Raw genomic sequence first — 19,077 nt, 5'->3', positions numbered from 1 at the left:
TCTTATGTCTCTTCTGCCAGCCGATACCCCTTTATATAATCATCCTCTGCCACAAATTGAGCAATGGTTAAAAGACCAAGGTTGTCAACAAGATGAAACACAACTTCATTGTTGGCGCGTGCAAAGACCTGATTGGCAAGCTGAACTGTGGCTAGATATTGAACAAATCGTAGTGAGATATCTCGAAGCTGGCGAAAATCGCCAAGAAATCCAACGCTCATTCAAGTATTCTCTCAGCCGGGAAGATATCGAACAAGCCGTATTTTCTGGCCCGTGAACTGGGGAGTGGTAAGAGGAAATGGGGCTGGGGACAGGGAGAAGAGGGAAAATCTCTGCCTTTACCCCATGTACCTTATCTCCCTTGTATCTTCTTTCACTACTCCCTATTCCCCATTCCCTACTCCCTTTGCTACACTTTCCCAAATCTCCGGTCGCGTTGCTGATATGCACACAAAGCCCGGTGAAATTCAGCCCGGTCAAAATCTGGCCAAAGCGTATCAGTAATGTAAATTTCACCATAAGCCATTTGCCAGAGCAGGAAATTTGAAAGACGCATTTCACCGCTAGTACGGATTAATAAATCAGGGTCATCAATTCCGGCTGTATACAAATGGCTTTCAAACACCGCTTCATCGATTTCATCTGGTTTGAGGATACCTTGCTCGACTTTTTGCGCGATCGCCCGACAAGCTTGTAAAATTTCCTGCCGTCCGCCATAATTAGTTGCCACAGAAAATTTAATACTGCGATTATTCTTTGTCGCTTCCATTGAACGGGTAATTTCTTCTTGCAGTGACTTTGGTAAAGCCTGCAAATTCCCCACAAACTGAATTTGCACATTTTCCTCGACCATTTCCCGCAGTTCTTGACGTAAAACTACTTGGAATAAAGTCATCAAAAAATCCACTTCTTCCTGCGGTCTTTTCCAGTTTTCCGTAGAAAAAGCATAAGCTGTCAGTGCCTCAATTCCCCAGTCTTTGCAACAACGCAGCAAATCCTTCAAAGCATCAACACCACGCTTATGTCCCATAATTCGCGGTAAACCTTGACGTTTAGCCCATCGACCATTGCCATCCATAATCACCGCAACGTGTTTGGGCAGTAGTTCCCGTTTCAAGTCGGGAGGCAAATATAGCAGTTCAGTTGGTTGTACAGTCATTTTTTGTCTCGTGAAGCGGTCGATGGTAATCCAAGTAAACGTGAAAATAGTACCAGTCCCTTACTACCAATCTGACGCACCCAGCTTAACAGACCCGGAGCAACTGCTTCCCGATCTACAGTTGGAGATAATCGAGCCTCTAAGGACTCTTTTAGTTTTCTAATGGTCAGTGGTCTATTTAGAGTTCCCCGTTCCGCTAAGGAAATAGAACCTGTTTCTTCTGATACAACTACACAAATACAATTTTCGACCCGCTCAGTAATTCCCATCGCTGCCCGATGGCGTGTACCCAACTGGCGCGAGGCTGTGCGTCCCGAAAGTGGTAGAATTATACCTGATGATACAATTCGTGAGCCGCGAATTAACGTTGCTCCATCATGTAACAAAGTTTTTGGCTGAAAAATTGTTTGTATAAGTTCCTTAGATACCTCAGCATTCAGCTTAACTCCAGGCACAGAAAAATCTCGCTCGTCAATTGGGCCTGTGGTTTCCAGAATTAGCAAAGCTCCAATGCGATTTTTGGAAAGTTCTTTCACTGCATCCACAATTTCATCAATCACACTATCAGATTTGGGGATGGATAAACTTGATGTTTGAAACAACTGGCGTAACTCTCCCCGCCCTAGTTGTTCCAAAAAACGCCGAAATTCTGACTGTAAGGCTACCGCCATCGCCACAGCGCAACCAATCACTAATTTTTCTAAGACAAAGTTCAGCAGTGGTAAGCCCAATCTACCACTGAGAGCCGAGGCCAACATTAAAATAATAAATCCTCGCACCATCCAAAGTGTCCGGCGCTCACTAATAATCACTAGTATCATGTACGTCAGCGCCAGCACTAATACTATATCCAGAGTCCCAAGTAGCAAGGACTGCGACCATCCTAGGTTTGTCAGCCAATGCTTTGACCAATCTTTCATGACATCTGGAATCAAGTATGAAGTATGAAGTATAAAGTATGAAGTGTAAAGTGTGAAGTATGAAGTATGAAGTGTGAAATATAAATTTCATCATTGAGTTTTTAACCTAGCCTGGGGCAATTTCCTTTGGTCTACAACCTTTAAGTTTTCAGACTTCAGACTTCACACTTTTTCAGACTTCAGACTTTTTTAGTCTTTCTGGTAGACAATCTTGCCGAATTAAGTCTTGATAAGTTTCGCGTTGCAAAATCAAATTTGCTTCGCCATTGGCTACGACTACGGCTGCGGGTCGGGGTAAGCGGTTGTAGTTAGATGCCATACTGTAATTGTACGCACCAGTCGCCATAACCACGAGAATGTCGCCTGGTTCAGTTTTGGGTAGTTGGGCATTTTTAATTAGGATATCTCCTGATTCACAATGTTTACCAGCTACGGTGACTGTTTCTGTTACATTAGCAGACATTTTATTAGCAACTACCGCCCGATAAACAGACTGGTAAGTGATGGGGCGGGGATTATCGGACATCCCACCATCAACAGATACGTAGGTACGAATGTCTGGTACTACTTTGGTTGCGCCAATAGTATAGGCAGTAATACAAGATGTGGCAATCAGCGATCGCCCTGGTTCACATAATAGCTTTGGTAAAGGCAAATTTTCCGCCGCACAAGTTTCTTGAACAGCTGCACAAATTACTTTTACCCAATCTTCAATACTTGGGGGATCATCGGATTCTGTATAACGAATGCCTAATCCACCACCAATGTTGAGTTCCGTTAAACTTAAACCATACTTAGCAGTATCGCGGAACCACTGCACCATGACAGCCCCTAAATCTTGATGGGGTTGCAGTTCAAAAATTTGGGAACCAATATGGGCGTGCAAACCTACACAGTTTAAGGAAGGTTGCTTGCTGACAAAGGTAAATACTTCGTCTAAATCGTTGGGATCAAAGCCAAATTTACTATCTAAGTGTCCGGTGCGGATATATTCGTGGGTATGGCATTCAATACCTGGGGTTAGCCGTAGCATGATCCTAGTGCTGAGTGCTGAGTGCTGAGTGCTGAGTTCCACCAAGGTTTTTAACTCATACCAGTTATCGACAACAATTGTCACACCAGATTCAATTGCTAAAACTAGCTCTGGCTGGGATTTATTATTACCGTGGAGGTAAATTTTTTCAGGACTAACACCAGCCGCTAACGCTGTGTAAAGTTCGCCGCCAGAGACGACATCAATTCCCAAACCTTCCGAGGCAGCGATCGCACAAACGGCTAAACAATTCCACGCTTTAGAAGCATATAATACTTGAGATACACCAGGGTAATATTGCTTAAAAGCATCTCGGTACTGCCGACAAGCCGCACGCAGAGTGTCTTCATCTAAAATATATAATGGCGAACCAAACTGCTGCACTAGGGTTGTGACATCACACCCACCAATTTCCAGACAGTCATTACTGTTAACCTTAGCTGTTAAAGGTAACAGTTCCTGGTTGGGCGAAATAGTTGCGTTTGGGTTGCGCTTTTGAGGCAAATACTGAGTTCCAGCATGTTGAACCTCAGTGGGGTGAGTCGATACCATAACTATGTAAGTTGTCCTTATACAAATTAAGAGCTTGAGGAAGTGTCCCGATTTTCAGTTTACCAACTCAGTGCTGAGTAAAAAGTACAAGAAAAGTTTCCCATAGCCGGAAATCAACTCTTAAGGTCAGTTAGTTTGAATGCAGCACTTTTGATCAACGTTGTTTCAGTTCATCATAATTCTTTTAATCTATTGATTATTAGGGTTTATGGCTCAAAGTCGAAGTTTTGGAGAAAAAATTATGACCCTTAGTTCTCCTATGACTCTTTTAGTAACTCTGCCACCTTTGGAAAACGGCGATAAACTCACCCGTGGAGAATTTGAGCGTCGTTATCATGCTATGCCAGCAGTGAAAAAAGCGGAACTGATTGAAGGAATTGTGTATATGGCATCTCCCTTACGTTTTAGAAGTCATGGTAAACCCCATGCTTATGTTATGGCTTGGTTGGGCTTATATGAATCTGCTACGCCTGGGGTAGAGTTGGGAGATAATGCCACTGTCCGCTTAGATGCCGATAATGAACCCCAACCAGATGCTTGTTTGCTGATTACTAATGACGGACAGGCCAGTGTTAGTGACGATGATTATATTGAAGGTGCGCCAGAGTTAATTGTAGAAGTTGCTGCTAGTAGTGTTTCTTTGGATTTGCACGAAAAGTTAAAAGTATACCGCCGCAATCAAGTGCAAGAATATTTAGTCTGGCGTGTGTATGATAATGAATTTGATTGGTTCAAGTTAGAGCAAGGGGAATATATCAAACTTGCGCCTAATCATGAGGGTGTGATTTACTCTCATATTTTTCCGGGTTTATGCTTAGATAAAGCGGCATTATTAGCCGGGAATTTAGCAAAAGTTTTAGCAGTTTTGCAGCAAGGTTTGGCTAGTCCAGAACACCAGAGTTTTGTTGAAAACCTTGCCACTAAGTCCTCCTTATAATTTTGATCAGTTAAATGTGATTTCATCAGAATTAAAATTGCGATCGCTCACAACCAATGACCTTAGTACCATCCTCGAACTCGATCAAACTTGTTTTGGTGGTCTTTGGACTTTAGCCGGTTATCAACGCGAATTAGAAAGCCCAAACAGCGAGTTACTGGGTTTGTTTGCGCCATTGTCGAGCATTAAACTTTTGGGTATGGGCTGTTTTTGGTCAATTGTTGACGAAGCCCACATTACTATTTTGGCGATTCATCCCCAATATCACCGTCAGGGTTTGGGGCAGGCTTTATTGTACGCTCTCTTGAAGGCAGCCTGCGATCGCGGTTTAGAACGCGCCACCCTGGAAGTGAGAGCTTCTAATATTGCAGCCATATCCTTATATGAGAAATTTGGCTTTAAAACGGCGGGGCGGCGACGGCGTTATTACAAAGACAACGACGAAGATGCTTTGATTTTGTGGTTATCAGAATTGCAATATCCACATTTTCAACAAACTTTAGACCAGTGGCACACCATTGTCAGCCAACAGTTGAGCGAATTTTCTTGGCAATTGATTTAGTTAGAGGCTAGTCCCTAGTCCCTAGCCTCTAGTTAATTCATTAGAATTTTTAATAAGAAAAATTTTTATATTTTAAATAAAAAATACTTTTAGAAAAATTTTGACTTTTAGATTCAAAATGTGCTAATAATTAGTATTTGTGACTGGTAAAATTAAATTATCATAACAACGGCTAACTATTTACAACTCAAGCTGAAAAGCCAGTAAATCAAAGCTCCTCAAGTCAGTAGCCGTAGCAAAATTCATCAACAGTTGACAAATCCACCCATCAATTTGAGTAGTCTCCCTTGGATGTCTATTATCTCTGATACAGACACCCAAAACCTTAGCCTGTGCTAAAATCAGCGTACCGGCACGACGCAGGTGATGGGAAAAATGCCATGTTTGAACGCTTCACAGAAAAAGCCATTAAGGTAATCATGCTGGCCCAAGAAGAGGCCCGCCGTTTAGGTCACAACTTTGTGGGAACCGAGCAGATCCTCCTGGGTCTGATTGGGGAAGGCACAGGAGTTGCGGCCAAGGTGCTGAAATCAATGGGTGTCAATCTCAAAGATGCCCGTATTGAAGTAGAAAAAATCATAGGCCGGGGTTCAGGCTTTGTGGCCGTGGAAATTCCGTTTACGCCACGGGCAAAGCGGGTTCTGGAACTATCCCTAGAAGAAGCGCGCCAATTAGGGCATAACTACATTGGCACCGAGCATCTGCTGTTGGGCCTGATCCGGGAAGGGGAAGGTGTAGCAGCCAGGGTGCTAGAAAACCTTGGGGTGGATCTATCTAAGGTAAGAACCCAAGTCATCCGAATGCTGGGAGAAACAGCAGAGGTTTCGGCGACCGGTCAATCGGGACGCACTAAGACTCCTACCTTGGATGAATTCGGCTCGAACCTAACCCAGATGGCGACGGACAACAAACTTGATCCAGTCGTAGGACGCGCAAAAGAAATTGAGCGTGTAATTCAAATCTTGGGTCGCCGGACAAAAAATAACCCAGTGCTGATTGGTGAACCAGGGGTTGGTAAAACCGCGATCGCCGAAGGTTTGGCGAGCCGCATTGCCAACAAAGATGTCCCCGACATCCTGGAAGACAAGCGTGTAGTCACGTTAGACATCGGTTTGCTGGTAGCAGGTACCAAATACCGGGGTGAATTTGAAGAACGCCTGAAGAAAATCATGGACGAAATTCGTCAGGCGGGTAACGTCATTCTCGTAATTGACGAAGTTCACACCCTAATTGGTGCAGGTGCAGCCGAAGGTGCGATCGACGCAGCAAATATCCTCAAACCCGCCTTGGCAAGAGGTGAATTGCAGTGTATCGGTGCCACCACTCTCGACGAATACCGCAAACACATCGAGCGCGATGCAGCCTTAGAACGCCGCTTCCAGCCAGTCATGGTAGGTGAGCCGTCAGTCGATGAAACTATAGAAATATTGCATGGACTACGCGATCGCTACGAGCAGCATCACAAGTTGAAAATTTCTGATGAAGCTTTGATTGCAGCAGCGAAATTGTCTGACCGTTATATCAGCGATCGCTACTTGCCAGATAAAGCCATCGACTTGATTGATGAAGCAGGTTCGCGCGTGCGGTTAATCAACTCCCAACTGCCCCCCGCAGCTAAAGAGTTAGATAAAGAACTGCGCCAAATCTTAAAAGAAAAAGATGATGCAGTGCGTTCCCAAGACTTTGACAGAGCCGGGGAACTGCGCGATCGGGAAATGGAAATCAAAGCCGAAATCCGCGCGATCGCCCAAAGCAAAACCAACGGTGCAAGTGGTGACGGTGTAGAACCCGTTGTCACCGAAGAAGACATTGCTCACATCGTCGCTTCCTGGACAGGTGTACCAGTCAACAAGCTCACCGAGTCTGAATCCGAAAAGCTGCTGCACATGGAAGACACCTTGCATCAGCGACTCATCGGACAAGAAGACGCAGTGAAAGCAGTTTCACGGGCAATCCGTCGGGCGCGTGTCGGTTTGAAAAACCCCAACCGACCCATCGCCAGCTTTATCTTCTCCGGGCCGACTGGGGTAGGTAAAACTGAGTTGGCAAAATCCTTGGCTTCCTACTTCTTCGGTTCTGAAGAAGCAATGATCCGCCTGGATATGTCGGAATATATGGAACGCCACACCGTCAGCAAACTAATTGGTTCGCCTCCAGGTTACGTTGGTTATAACGAAGGCGGTCAATTAACCGAAGCTGTGCGCCGTCGTCCATATACCGTGGTGCTGTTCGACGAAATCGAAAAAGCCCACCCCGATGTCTTCAATATGCTGCTGCAAATTTTAGAAGACGGTCGGTTAACCGATGCTAAAGGTCGCACCGTTGACTTCAAGAACACCTTGCTGATTTTGACATCCAACATCGGTTCTAAGGTAATTGAAAAAGGCGCTTCCACCATCGGCTTCGAGTTCACCGAAGATGCTGGCGAGTCGCAGTATAACCGGATTAAGACTCTGGTTAACGAAGAACTCAAGCAGTACTTCCGTCCAGAATTCCTCAACCGTTTGGATGAAATTATCGTCTTCCGTCAACTCAACCGGGAAGAAGTCACCCAAATCGCCGACATCATGCTCAAAGAAGTGTTTGGTCGCCTGACAGAAAAAGGTATCACCTTAGAAGTCACCGAACGCTTCAAAGACCGACTCATCCAAGAAGGTTACAGCCCCAGTTACGGTGCAAGACCGTTGCGTCGGGCAATTATGCGCTTGTTGGAAGATAGCCTCGCAGAAGAAATTCTGTCTGGTCGCATCAAAGATGGCGATACCGCCGTTGTTGATGTTGATGAAAACGGCAACGTGCAAGTTAGTTCTCAACAGCGCCGGGAGTTGTTACCTCAAGGAATTGAGTCGTAATTAACGTTTGGGATTGAGTCTCAAATAAATATTAGCAAGCGGTAGAGGATAAATTTCTCTACCGTTTTTGTTTTCTTGGCATTATGGCTAGGCTGTGTAATAAGAGGCAAAACAATACTCTTTAAATTTCTACAACCTCTTTAAAATCGAAAATGTTAAACGAAACAACAATTCAACAAGCCGCTAGAGATATTCAGCAGCTAATACCTGATTTAAATACCTGGGAATTATCGGTTGCCAGGATCAAATCTGAAGAATCACAGGTTTTTAGTTGGGTGGTTGAACTGACTGAGCATTTAGTAACTAGGGTTTATCCCTTCCGTTATATAAGGGTAACTTTTGATATGGATACATACCAAAATATAAGTCTTGTATCTCTTGATTATGGTTTGATGTTTCAGCAGTCAGGAAAGTTTAGCGTTGAGGCAGTGCTTGATGGAAGAACATTTAATAACCATGCTGAATCAACATCATCTACGTTTCCACCTAGCGATGTTGAAGCAAAAATTAACCTGATATCATTAGCTTATGAGTTTATCTCAAAACTAATTCAAACACTGACATCACCAAATCATCCAGAGAGCATTAGCAATTTAGGTTAAGCAACAGCGAAACCCAAAAACACGCTACTGTTGTTGGGTTTCGTTCCTTTACCATTTAAGTTTAGGTATATTTGTAATATTGCTTAGTGGAAAGTAGTCAAACCCTAGTAGATACAGTTGAACTCAAAAATGAGGTTAAATTAATTCACAAGCTATTGATGATGCAAAATCTTAAGGATATAAATAATGTGGGTTGAAAGCATAACACTTAGTAATATCAAGTGCTTTCGAGAAGAAAAAATACTCTTTATTCGCAATCGTGAAACTGGTAAAAAGGCAAAACCCTACTCTTGGATTACCTTACTAGGTGAAAACGGTGTAGGAAAAAGCACGTTACTTCAAGCATTAGCACTACTTTTAGCCGGGCCTGAAGCTGCAAAAGAACTTCTCCCCCGTCCTACAGGTTGGGTTAGTGACTCCTCTAAACCAGGGAAACTGAGTGCTGTGCTACATCAAGATCCACTTGACGCTGGTACTTATGGTAAAGAAAAAATCAGTAGAAGTTTTACTTATTCATACTTTGTTACTGGTGACACACCTACAACTATTAAAATTAGTCAAGATAAAACAGAAACTTATACTGAACCTGCACTAATTGAAGAATATTCGAGATTTCTAAGTTGGTTACGAACTAATGCCTTTGCTTCTAACACTAAAGGATGGTTTGCAGTAGGTTATGGTGCGTTTCGTCGGCTAACCCGTATTAGCCAAAGAATGTTACCTAGTTTAGATACCCCAAAGCGTTCTAGTAACTTCATTACACAGTTCAATGAAGACACACCTATAAGTTCATTTGAGCAGTGGATGGTTTACCTAGATTTTCGCATAGCCAAAGGGGATCAGGAAGCAAGTAAAAAGCTGGAAATAGGAAAAAAAGTAATTGAAAGTCTCATTCCTGGAGATACTAAAATTGCTGAAATCACTGCTGATGGTCAAATCAAATTTTTTGTTAATGGTCGTAAAGTAGCAACTATTGGTTTATCTGATGGTTATCGGAGTGTAATAGCCTTAGCTGGAGATTTAATTTGGCGATTAATGCAAGCTTTTCCTGATTTAGAAGACCCCACTCAGGCTTCAGGTGTAGTTTTAATTGATGAATTAGATATTCATCTTCATCCATATTGGCAAAGAAAAATTGCTGGTTGGTTGCGAAATATTTTTCCAAATCTACAATTTGTTATCGCTACTCATAGTCCACTTATCGCTGCGGGTGGAGGAGAAGATGCACTTACTCTTCGTCTAGAATTGGTAGATGGTGAAGTAGAAGTAAGACAAATAGATAATATTTCTGCTTATGATGCTGATTATATCCTCAGAAGTCCAGCTTTTGGTTTAGAGTCTACTCATTCACCTGCTACACAGGAGAAAATACAACGTTTCTATGAATTAGATAACAATAAAGACAACCTCAGTGAAAAAGACAAGCAAGAGTATGAGCAACTCAGGAACTTTATGAAAACCTTACAGCCAATTGCTGGGCCACCTGAACCTGGGAGTTTAGAAGCTAGAATAGATGCGTTCTTGGAGGAAAATTTGCCTTGATTCCTGTGCCAAGAAGTCCCCAACCAGATATCTTAATAAGATTGGGTGCTAAATGGTTAGCAAAACTAAAAACAACTAAAGCTAATCCTAATGCTACTAAGAAACAAATTGAAAATGCAACTAATAAATATAATCATCCAGAAATTAAAAAAGCTTTAGAAGAAATGTTTCATGGCAAATGTGCATATTGTGAAAGTAAGATTTCAGTGGTTGATTATGGAGAAATCGAACATTTTCATCCTAAAAGTATATATGAAAGTTTGACATTTGAGTGGACTAACCTTCTGTATTCATGCACTATTTGTAATAGTATAAATCATAAAGGAACTAAATTTCCACTGGACGTAAATGGTAAGCCTCTATTACTTGACCCTAGCAATGACAAAATTGATCCATTTTTGCATTTAGATTTCTATTGGGATCATTCTACTAAGTTGGCTAATATAAAAGGACATGATGATTGTGGAAACCAAGTAACACAAATTTTTGATTTAAATGGAATTATTAGACGAAAAGAGTTAATCAAGAACCGCAGTAAATACATCGAAAAGCTATTAACTCTACTGATAATGGCATTAAATACTATTGATATAGAAGTAAAATTACAAGCAATTCAAATGTTAAAAGATAGTTGTAAGACTAGTGAAGAATATAGTGCTTTTGCGCTTGTGCATATCCTTCCACATCTTGCTCATCATTTTCGTGATCCAGAGGCGATCGCTCTTTTGAAAAAAGTGAGTACGCGTAGTCCTGCTTATGCTGTATTTTCTCGTGTTCACCAACTACCATAGCTGCTAAATCAGCAGGGGTTTTTATTTTCTCAGTAGAGACAGTTTAACAAATAGGATATGAACCAATTGTAGACAGGTTGTTGGCTAATGAATTATTCTAAATAGAGCGATGAGTTAGGTAGCACGAGAGGCAATACAACAGTAAGCTAAACTAACATACTCAAATACTTGATATCATCAATTGTAAAAAGCTATTTAAACTCCTCAAACATGACTGAATTACTACAGCTTGCGATCGCAGAAATTGAAAAATTACCAACAGAAGAACAAAATGCGATCGCTACCCAATAAATCTTGACTAAACCTCAGCTTTCATCTCATCAATTTCAAATAAAGATACAATTACTCCCGTAATTGGAATAGAAATGAAAACTCCTAATAAGCCTGCGACTCTAGCACCTACTAATAAGGCGAAAAATACCACAACCGGATTGAGATTTAGCGCACCTTGCATAATCCGAGGTGCAATGAGATTGTCTTGAATTTGTTGGAGGATAATACAGGCAATCAATACTTTTAATGCCAGCCAAACATTTTGAGATAAGACAATTAAAGTAATTGTGCTAACACCTAAAGTTGCTCCAATACCTGGAATGATATCTAAAAACCCGACAATTACAGATAATAGTAAGGCAAAAGGTACTTGCAAGATTACAAAGACAATGAAAGTAGTTGTGGTTAAAAACAAACTCAATAATAGCTGACCACGAAAAAACCCTAAAAAGCTGCGTCTAATGATATTGGTAAATCTGATGCGGCGTTGTTTAGGGACTATCTTTAAGATAAAATTCCATAGTTTTTCGCCATCTAGTAGCATGAAGAATGCTACAACAGCAATTAAAATAAAGGTGACAAAATTAGTTAATAACTGTTGTAGAAAAGTTAAGCTGGTGACTAAACCTGATATAGCCTGATTCCGCAATTGTTCTTCAATTAAACTCAAGTCTATTTGCAGATTGCGGTTACGGAGAAATTCTTCGATTCTTTCTAAAAAAGGCGCAAGAGAAGTTAAAAATCCCGAAATACTATCAATTAATTGCTGTCCTTGGGATAATACTGCTATCCCAACGGTGATTAATAATCCGCCTAAAATCACAATGCTGATTAAGAAGACAACAATTACAGCTACCCCATGAGGTAAAAACCGCCGCAACCAATTTACAGGATAGCTGAGTAAAAAAGCTAAAATTGCCGCAAATGTAAAAATAACAATGACGGCTTCAAAGTATGCTAAAAGTTGTACGAAAGCCCAGCCTGAAGCCACTAACAACAAAAAGCGGACTAACGCCGAATTATTCAAGCGATTCCAAAAGTTCTTGGCATCAAAGCCGGTCATATAATATTTTAAAAATTAGTTAATTTAGCGATCGCTAGTAGACATTAGCAACATATAAAAATACAGTGGCGATCGCTACTACCGAAAAGCATATTTCTCATCAACGCCCTAAATCGTGCATTTCGTTGATGACCTTTGCACACTTTTGGGTTACACGGTCTAATTCATCTTTGTTAGTAGAACTTGGTGGTGCAATTACCTCACCAATTCTAATCGTCAGGGGAACAGCACGCGGTATGGATGAGCCTTTTTCTAAAATTCCTTCACTTCCCCACAAACTCACAGGTAAAATTGGTGCTTGCGCCTTTGCGGCTAAGAGTGCTGCGCCTTTTTTGGGGTCAGTAATTTTGCCATCAGGTGTGCGAGTCCCTTGTAAAAACACTCCCACAGCCCAACCATTTTCTAAACATTCTAAAGCAGCCCGAATGGCATTGCGATCGGCACTACCGCGACTCACGGGGTAAGCACCATATAATTTAATAGCTTGTGCCAAAACCGGAATTTCAAATAACTCCTGTTTCGCCATATATGCTACCGGACGGCGCACACAATTAGAAACAATTGGCGGGTCAAAATAACTAGCATGATTACTCACAACTACCAAAGGATCTGATGGCGGCACATTTTCGACCCCATAAATCTTCCCGCGAAAGTAAGTATGAAGCATGGGGCTGACAACCGACCATTTGAAAGCGTGGTAAAGCGCCAGACTAATTAACGGTTCACGACTGCGAGACATAGGACATTAGGGAGTGGGGAGTAGGAATTAGGAAAAGGGGGACAAGGGGGACAAGGAAGACAAGGTGGATAGAGGTAGTCAACAAATGGGATAATTTCTTTTTTGGAATACCCTTCACAAACTAAAAATTAAAAATTAAAAGTGAGTATATTTTTTACTTTTGCCTTTTAACTTTTGATTTTTTCGTCCCTACTCCCTATTCTGGTAATTCAGCAGCATTACGGACGTTCTTTAAGATTAAATCAGTAACGGTGCGTTTAATTAACCCAGTTAAAACATTGCCAGGGCCAATTTCTATGACTTGTTCAATGTTGTTAGCTGGTAATTGCAGCGAAATTTCTCGCCAACGTACTGAACCAGTCATTTGCTGCGTAAGACGCTGTTTTAAAATTTCTGCGTCAGTGGCGGGTGTAGGTTCAACATTCGACATTACAGGTACAGTTGCAGACTGAAATTCTACTGTCTCCAGAATTTCTTGGAACTCAGCCGCAGCAGCCGACATTAAATGTGAGTGAAACGCGCCAGAAACTTTTAAGGGTGTCGCACGTTTGGCTTTAACCTGCGACATTACCGCTTGTACCGCATCAGGAGTTCCAGAGATGACCACTTGTCCTGGACTGTTATCATTTGCCAAAACTACATTTGGCGTTTCGGCTATAACTGTATCTAATTGTTCGCGGTCAAAGTTCATTAAAGCCGCCATCATTCCACCAGCCGCACTATCCATTAGTTCAGCACGGCGTTTAACTAAACGCAAACCTGCTGACCATTCAAAAACCCCAGCAACGTAAAGGGCAATATATTCACCTAAACTATGTCCAGCCACCACATCTGGTTGATGTCCCCGTTCTCGCATCAAGTCAGCGAGAATACTTTCCACTACATAAAGACAGGGCTGAGTATAAAGAGTTTGTCCTAGCTTTTCTTCTTGGTTTTGGCAGATATCGCTAACAGACCAGCCTAAGATTTCTTCAGCTTGAGTAAATTTTGCTTTAGCACTTGGTATATCTAATAAGTCTGTTCCCATTCCCAGTGCTTGGGAACCTTGTCCGGGAAACACCCATACGGTTTTAGTCATTGGTCAATCGTCAATTAAAAAGTCAAAAGGAAAAAAGCAAAAGTAAAAAGTTTTACGTTTTTACTTTTTACTTTTTACTTATTAATACTTATCTTCCCCATTGGAAGATAGCTGCACCCCAGGTCAGACCTGCACCAAAACCGGATGCAGCAATGATGTCATTGGGTTTAATTTTGCCTTGTTGCACTGCTTCATCTAAGGCGAGGGGGATAGAAGCGGCGGAGGTATTGCCGTAATTGGCAAGGTTACTAATAACTTTTTGTTCGGGAATTTCTAGACGTTGGGCAACAGCATCTAGAATGCGTTGATTAGCTTGATGCAAGACTAACCAATCTATTTGATCAACGGTCAAGTTGGCTTCAAATAAAGCTTTATCAATAATTTCTGGCACTTTTTGGACAGCAAAGCGGTATACTTCTTTGCCATTCATACTGATGGGTTGGTAAGTGCCTTGAGAAACGTTGATGCCTGGGAGTAGTTCTTGGGGAGTCGCTGCATAGCCGAGGTTTAGCTGATGATTGAGGCTACCGTCGCTTTTGAGGGCAAATCCTAGCAAGCGATCGCTTTCGGCTGCTTGTAATACTACCGCACCTGCCCCATCACCAAATAACACGCAAGTTTTACGGTCTTGCCAATCTACCCAACGGGAGAGGATGTCTGCCCCAATCAACAGTACATTCTGATATACCCCTGTACGGATGTATTGAGCAGCCGTTACCAGCCCAAATACAAAGCCAGAACAAGCGGCGGTTAAATCAAAGGCAACTGCTTTGGTTGCGCCTAACTGGGCTTGGACTTTACAAGCCGTGCCGAACAAATCATCTGGGGTAGATGTTGCCAGCAAAATCAAATCTAAGTCCGTAGCTTGAATGCCGGCGGCGGCGATCGCTCTTTCCCCTGCGGCCGCCGCCAATTCAGTCAATGAACCTGAAGAAAGTGATACTCGTCGTTGACGAATACCCGTTCTTGTGGTAATCCATTCATCTGATGTTTCAACCAGTGCTGTTAGTGCCTGGTTGTCGAGGGAAGTTTCGGGAACTGCCGAGCCACTTCCTGTAAATGCGATGCCTAACTTTTGCACTCCTGCTCTCCCAAGCTCTCAGCGTTTTCATCATTCATCCTTCTGGGGACAAATCACGGATGACAATATCAACTATGACTAACCGTTCTCACGCTGTAGGATTTCGTACTGCGATTTAAGTCTGTGCAGCACTTGGTTATCAACTGCTTCTTTTGCCATACGTATTGCACTAAAAATTGAAGGTGCTTGTGAACTACCGTGGCCGATAAAACAAACTCCAGCCACACCTAACAGTAAAGCACCTCCATGCTCCGCATGATCCATCCGTTGCTTAATTCGCTTGAGATTTGGTTTTAACAGGGCAGTCCCTATTTGACCGTGCAAGCCTTGGGGCAGTTCTTCACGTAAGATTTGCAGAATTACTCCTCCCAGAGATTCGGCAAATTTGAGTAACACATTGCCCACAAACCCATCACAGACAATTACATCAAATTGTCCCGAAAGTACATCACGTCCTTCGGCATTACCAATAAAATTGATACTAGAATTTTCCCGCAGCAGTTGATGGGCGCGGAGTGCTTGCTCATTGCCCTTGGTATCTTCTTCACCAATATTGAGTAAGCCTACCTTTGGTGTATCCATACCCAAAACATATTGGCTGTAAATTGAACCCATCACAGCAAACTGCTCTAAAAATTTAGGGCGGCAGTCTACATTTGCACCGACATCCAGTATCAATACTGGCTTGCCAGCCATAATCGTGGGGAAAACTGTACCAATGGCTGGGCGATCAATTCCTGGCAATCTTCCTAAACGCAGCAATGCTGATGCCATAGCTGCCCCAGAGTGTCCAGCAGAAAATACAGCGTCTGCCTGTTGATTTTTGACCAAATCCATCGCTACATTAATCGAAGCCTTACGTTTGCGTCTAACCGCATTTAAAGGCTCCTCATCCATAGCGATCGCTTCTTCAGCAGGAACTATCTCCACCCGCTCCAAAGTAGTTTTTGGCGGCATGACAGCTTTAATTTGTTGGGGATCACCAACTAGCAAGACTTTCACACCCAATTCTTCACTGGCGCGTAATGCACCAGCAACGATTTCTTTGGGTGCGTGATCCCCCCCCATTGCGTCAATTGCTATCCGTGCGCTAGTCGATCCCATTGCTCAGAGCTTATAGAAACCTTACAAATTTTACCAGATTGGCTTTGTTAAAAAACCGTAACTTCTTCACTGCCAAATTACCATACTCAGTAATGAGTGCTGAGTGCTGAGTGCTGAGTCAATTAAAAATGAGTCAGTACTCCGCATGGTTTGTCATTATTGCAACATAATTTTGGCGGCAAGCCCAAGATAACACGCGAGAAGTTAAAAGTAAAAAGGCAAAAGTCAAAAGACAGAGCCTTTTGCCTTTTTATTTTTGATTTTTTTAGGACTTACGCACAGGCCACGGAAAATCGAACCACAGAGACGCAGAGTTCACGGAGAAATGAGAGTTTGAGAGGTTTTTTGCGTAAGTCCTATTTTTATTGCTCAAGTACCCAGTTAACTAACATCCGTACACCGTAGCCAGTTGCGCCGGGGCCGTTGTAGCCATTTTCTTTATCTGCCCAGACTGGCCCTGCAATGTCTAAGTGCGCCCAAGGGGTATCTTTGACGAATTGCTTGAGGAATAGGGCGGCGGTAATTGAACCACCAGGACGCGGCCCGGTGTTTTTCATATCGGCAATCCCCGATTTCAAGCCTTCAAAATATTTTTCTTCCATTGGCATCCGCCAAATTTTTTCGCCTGATGTGCCAGCAGCTGTTTCTAACTGCGAAGCTAAGGCATCATGGGGGGTGTATAACCCGGCGATATCTTCACCCAAAGCAATGACGTTTGCACCTGTGAGGGTGGCTAAATCAACGATCGCATCTAATCCCAATTTATCTGTATATACCAAAGCATCAGCTAAGGTTAAACGCCCTTCAGCATCGGTGTTATTCACTTCGATTGTTTTGCCGTTAGAAGCTTTGAGGATGTCGCCTGGGTGCATAGCGCGACCGCTAATCATGTTTTCGGTAACGGCAGAGATGAAGTGAACTTCGGCATCGGGCTTGAGTTGGGCAATTGCTTTTGCTGCACCCAAGGTAGCAGCTGCACCACCCATATCAATTTTCATGGTTTCAATGCCGCTACCAGCACCTTTAATATTCAACCCACCAGAATCAAAGGTTAAACCTTTACCGATAATGGCTAGTTTCTTGGTGGGTGTACCTTCTGGTTTGTAGGTGAGGTGAATGAATTTGGGTGGTAAATCAGAGGCTTGGGCGACTCCTAAAAAGGCACCCATACCCAATTTCTCACAATCTTCTTTTTCCAAGATTTGTAATTGCAAGCCGTAGTCTTTGGCAATTTCTTGGGCAGTCTCGGCCATTGTAATGGGTGTAACTGTATTGGCTGGGGCGGCTACCAATTCTCTGGCTAAAATTACCCCAGATACAATTTGATTGGCACGCTTGATTGCATCCTCTTGACCTTCAAAGCCCAGTAACTCGACAGTTTCAACTTTTGCGCCTTTATCATCTGGTTCTGATTTAAAGCGCACATCTTGATATAAAGCTAACTCTACACCTTCTGCGATCGCTTGGGCTGTGGCTGCTGGGTCGTTATTCCACAAGGGAAAGCTAAATCCGAGAGTTTTGCTTTTTTGCTTTTTGGCTACCTTTGCCGCCGCCGCCGCCGCCCGCCGCAGACTATCTACTTTCAGTGCGTCTGGTTTTCCTAAGCCAACCAAGATTACTTTTTTAACCGCACCGCCGCCAGCGACACGAATAAAGACAGTGCTGTTGGCTTTGGCTGTAAATTCTTCTTCGGCAATGACTTCTTTTAAGATGCCAGCGAACTTTTCATTCAAAGTCGCCAGTTCACCTGTTAACTCTACCGCATCTTCAAATAATCCAATTGCCAAACTATCGCCTGCCCACTCCAGCAGAGGCTGATTACTAAGTTTAATTGTTGCCATTTTGGGATTTTGTTTAAAGATTCCTTCTTGTACCAGTATTGCTCAAAAATTTGAAGTGTGAAGAGAAGTTAGAAGTATGAAGTGTGAAGTATGAAAGGGCGAATCACCACTGACTTTTATAATTAAAACATCCTAACCTTCTGTATGGCATGACTATGACCTCAGCCTTGACTCCAAATCAACGCTCAGAAGTGTTCTATCCTAGTTCCGATGGTGAACCAGTGGCAGAAAGCTATGCTCATTTATGTGTGTTACTGGCGACACTAGAAATTCTGCGTCAGTATTTAGTAGGACAACAAGCAACAGTCCTTGCCAATCAATTTCTCTACTACGCTCAAGGATTTCCTAAGTTGCGTGTTGCCCCTGATGTGATGGTAATTTTTAATGTCGCACCTGGTGGGCGAGATAACTATAAAGTGTGGGAAGAAGGGGAAGTTCCATCGGTGATTTTTGAGATGACTTCGGCGGGGACGAAAAATCACGATCAGGAATTTAAGAAGACTTTGTACGAGCAACTTGGTGTTAAAGAATACTGGTTATTTGACCCCAGAGGCGAATGGGTACAAGGACAGTTGCGGGGTTATCGGTTGCGCCAAGATTCTTATGAGTTGATTACCGACAATCGTAGTGAACCATTAGGTTTGCGCTTGCAGGTAGAAGGAGAACTGATTAGTTTTTACCGAGAAGATACAGGAGAGAAGCTACTGAATCCCACAGAACAGGCGCAAGCACTACGTGAAGCACAACAAAGAATAGATGCAGAAGCTTTAGCTCGACAGCAAGCTGAACAGGCTCGACAGCAGGCTGAACAGCAAGTAGAGCAATTAAAGCAACGCCTCCGAGACATGGGTATTAATCCTGATCAGCTTGAACAGGAATAGAGGCTAGGGACTGGAGGCTAGAGGCTAGTGTTGGACAGAACTTACGCACCAAGTATTGATTGTCTAT

Annotated in this window: 18 protein-coding genes; 9 read left to right on the top strand and 9 right to left on the bottom strand. The window is 42.8% G+C overall.

What is annotated here, in order from left to right; all coding sequences use genetic code 11:
• Positions 1 to 4 precede the first annotated feature (4 nt).
• Positions 5 to 277 carry a DUF3143 domain-containing protein gene (locus H6G77_RS24660; protein ID WP_062289537.1) on the top strand — a complete coding sequence of 91 codons (273 nt, stop codon included), beginning with the start codon at positions 5 to 7 and terminating at the stop codon, positions 275 to 277.
• Positions 278 to 409: 132 nt separating this feature from the next.
• Here H6G77_RS24660 and uppS read toward each other — a convergent pair whose 3' ends face one another.
• The 3 genes from uppS to lysA all read right to left on the bottom strand — a co-directional run bounded on the left by uppS (position 410) and on the right by lysA (position 3,664).
• Positions 410 to 1,159, bottom strand: coding sequence for a polyprenyl diphosphate synthase (gene uppS / locus H6G77_RS24655; RefSeq protein ID WP_190591357.1), 750 nt, complete (start codon positions 1,157 to 1,159; stop codon positions 410 to 412).
• The gene (gene cdaA, locus H6G77_RS24650) at positions 1,156 to 2,079 is read right to left on the bottom strand and encodes a diadenylate cyclase CdaA (RefSeq protein WP_190591356.1); all 924 of its coding nucleotides are present in this window, start codon (positions 2,077 to 2,079) and stop codon (positions 1,156 to 1,158) included. The genes uppS and cdaA overlap by 4 nt, the downstream gene beginning before the upstream one ends.
• A 172-nt stretch (positions 2,080 to 2,251) precedes the next feature.
• Positions 2,252 to 3,664 (bottom strand): diaminopimelate decarboxylase, encoded by a 1,413-nt coding sequence (lysA, locus tag H6G77_RS24645; RefSeq protein ID WP_190872988.1) that lies wholly within the window; start codon positions 3,662 to 3,664, stop codon positions 2,252 to 2,254.
• A 241-nt stretch (positions 3,665 to 3,905) separates the two neighbouring features.
• Between lysA and H6G77_RS24640 the strand changes: the two genes are divergently transcribed.
• From H6G77_RS24640 to H6G77_RS36325, 7 genes are all read left to right on the top strand, one after another.
• Complete coding sequence (locus H6G77_RS24640) at positions 3,906 to 4,601, top strand: Uma2 family endonuclease (RefSeq protein WP_242048470.1); 696 nt, start codon at positions 3,906 to 3,908, stop codon at positions 4,599 to 4,601.
• A gap of 16 nt (positions 4,602 to 4,617) precedes the next feature.
• Complete coding sequence (rimI, locus tag H6G77_RS24635) at positions 4,618 to 5,163, top strand: ribosomal protein S18-alanine N-acetyltransferase (protein ID WP_190873014.1); 546 nt, start codon at positions 4,618 to 4,620, stop codon at positions 5,161 to 5,163.
• A 380-nt stretch (positions 5,164 to 5,543) separates the two neighbouring features.
• Positions 5,544 to 8,015 carry an ATP-dependent Clp protease ATP-binding subunit gene (locus H6G77_RS24630; protein WP_190591353.1) on the top strand — a complete coding sequence of 824 codons (2,472 nt, stop codon included), beginning with the start codon at positions 5,544 to 5,546 and terminating at the stop codon, positions 8,013 to 8,015.
• 152 nt (positions 8,016 to 8,167) lie between these two features.
• Positions 8,168 to 8,617: a hypothetical protein gene (locus tag H6G77_RS24625; RefSeq protein WP_190872987.1), complete on the top strand. Its 450-nt coding sequence runs from the start codon at positions 8,168 to 8,170 to the stop codon at positions 8,615 to 8,617.
• Between the two features lie 186 nt (positions 8,618 to 8,803).
• A complete protein-coding gene (locus H6G77_RS24620; RefSeq protein ID WP_190671125.1) occupies positions 8,804 to 10,159 on the top strand; it encodes an AAA family ATPase in 1,356 nt (451 codons plus the stop codon).
• A 5-nt stretch (positions 10,160 to 10,164) separates the two neighbouring features.
• The gene (locus H6G77_RS24615) at positions 10,165 to 10,950 is read left to right on the top strand and encodes a retron system putative HNH endonuclease (protein ID WP_313949914.1); all 786 of its coding nucleotides are present in this window, start codon (positions 10,165 to 10,167) and stop codon (positions 10,948 to 10,950) included.
• 168 nt (positions 10,951 to 11,118) lie between these two features.
• Entirely contained in the window at positions 11,119 to 11,241 is a 123-nt protein-coding gene (locus H6G77_RS36325) for a hypothetical protein (RefSeq protein WP_277880652.1), read from the top strand.
• A gap of 7 nt (positions 11,242 to 11,248) precedes the next feature.
• Here H6G77_RS36325 and H6G77_RS24610 read toward each other — a convergent pair whose 3' ends face one another.
• The 6 genes from H6G77_RS24610 to H6G77_RS24585 form a co-directional block, all read right to left on the bottom strand.
• The gene (locus H6G77_RS24610) at positions 11,249 to 12,286 is read right to left on the bottom strand and encodes an AI-2E family transporter (protein ID WP_190872986.1); all 1,038 of its coding nucleotides are present in this window, start codon (positions 12,284 to 12,286) and stop codon (positions 11,249 to 11,251) included.
• Positions 12,287 to 12,386: 100 nt separating this feature from the next.
• A complete protein-coding gene (locus H6G77_RS24605; RefSeq protein WP_190872985.1) occupies positions 12,387 to 13,025 on the bottom strand; it encodes a 1-acyl-sn-glycerol-3-phosphate acyltransferase in 639 nt (212 codons plus the stop codon).
• 196 nt (positions 13,026 to 13,221) lie between these two features.
• Complete coding sequence (gene fabD / locus H6G77_RS24600) at positions 13,222 to 14,103, bottom strand: ACP S-malonyltransferase (protein ID WP_190872984.1); 882 nt, start codon at positions 14,101 to 14,103, stop codon at positions 13,222 to 13,224.
• A gap of 88 nt (positions 14,104 to 14,191) precedes the next feature.
• The gene (locus H6G77_RS24595) at positions 14,192 to 15,184 is read right to left on the bottom strand and encodes a beta-ketoacyl-ACP synthase 3 (protein WP_190872983.1); all 993 of its coding nucleotides are present in this window, start codon (positions 15,182 to 15,184) and stop codon (positions 14,192 to 14,194) included.
• Between the two features lie 78 nt (positions 15,185 to 15,262).
• Positions 15,263 to 16,288 (bottom strand): phosphate acyltransferase PlsX, encoded by a 1,026-nt coding sequence (gene plsX / locus H6G77_RS24590; protein WP_190591341.1) that lies wholly within the window; start codon positions 16,286 to 16,288, stop codon positions 15,263 to 15,265.
• Between the two features lie 362 nt (positions 16,289 to 16,650).
• A complete protein-coding gene (locus H6G77_RS24585) occupies positions 16,651 to 18,129 on the bottom strand; it encodes a leucyl aminopeptidase (RefSeq protein ID WP_190872982.1) in 1,479 nt (492 codons plus the stop codon).
• A gap of 155 nt (positions 18,130 to 18,284) precedes the next feature.
• On the opposite strand from H6G77_RS24585, the gene H6G77_RS24580 reads away from it, so the two are divergent.
• Entirely contained in the window at positions 18,285 to 19,010 is a 726-nt protein-coding gene (locus tag H6G77_RS24580; protein ID WP_190872981.1) for a Uma2 family endonuclease, read from the top strand.
• Positions 19,011 to 19,077 lie beyond the last annotated feature (67 nt).

This window comes from Aulosira sp. FACHB-615 (genome assembly GCF_014698045.1).
Lineage (GTDB): Bacteria > Cyanobacteriota > Cyanobacteriia > Cyanobacteriales > Nostocaceae > Nostoc_B.
The sequence above is the reverse complement of the archived record's forward strand: the minus strand, read 5'-3'. Positions and strand labels throughout refer to the sequence as shown.

Bases quoted from the DNA above. Each gene is read 5' to 3' on its own strand.
- lysA (WP_190872988.1), bottom strand. From the start codon at position 3,664: ATGGTATCGACTCACCCCACTGAGGTTCAACATGCTGGAACTCAGTAT.
- H6G77_RS24640 (WP_242048470.1), top strand. From the start codon at position 3,906: ATGACCCTTAGTTCTCCTATGACTCTTTTAGTAACTCTGCCACCTTTG.
- H6G77_RS24605 (WP_190872985.1), bottom strand. From the start codon at position 13,025: ATGTCTCGCAGTCGTGAACCGTTAATTAGTCTGGCGCTTTACCACGCT.
- fabD (WP_190872984.1), bottom strand. From the start codon at position 14,103: ATGACTAAAACCGTATGGGTGTTTCCCGGACAAGGTTCCCAAGCACTG.
- H6G77_RS24610 (WP_190872986.1), bottom strand. From the start codon at position 12,286: ATGACCGGCTTTGATGCCAAGAACTTTTGGAATCGCTTGAATAATTCG.
- H6G77_RS24580 (WP_190872981.1), top strand. From the start codon at position 18,285: ATGACCTCAGCCTTGACTCCAAATCAACGCTCAGAAGTGTTCTATCCT.
- H6G77_RS24660 (WP_062289537.1), top strand. From the start codon at position 5: ATGTCTCTTCTGCCAGCCGATACCCCTTTATATAATCATCCTCTGCCA.
- H6G77_RS24585 (WP_190872982.1), bottom strand. From the start codon at position 18,129: ATGGCAACAATTAAACTTAGTAATCAGCCTCTGCTGGAGTGGGCAGGC.
- H6G77_RS24620 (WP_190671125.1), top strand. From the start codon at position 8,804: ATGTGGGTTGAAAGCATAACACTTAGTAATATCAAGTGCTTTCGAGAA.
- H6G77_RS24630 (WP_190591353.1), top strand. From the start codon at position 5,544: ATGTTTGAACGCTTCACAGAAAAAGCCATTAAGGTAATCATGCTGGCC.
- uppS (WP_190591357.1), bottom strand. From the start codon at position 1,159: ATGACTGTACAACCAACTGAACTGCTATATTTGCCTCCCGACTTGAAA.
- plsX (WP_190591341.1), bottom strand. From the start codon at position 16,288: ATGGGATCGACTAGCGCACGGATAGCAATTGACGCAATGGGGGGGGAT.
- cdaA (WP_190591356.1), bottom strand. From the start codon at position 2,079: ATGAAAGATTGGTCAAAGCATTGGCTGACAAACCTAGGATGGTCGCAG.
- H6G77_RS24625 (WP_190872987.1), top strand. From the start codon at position 8,168: ATGTTAAACGAAACAACAATTCAACAAGCCGCTAGAGATATTCAGCAG.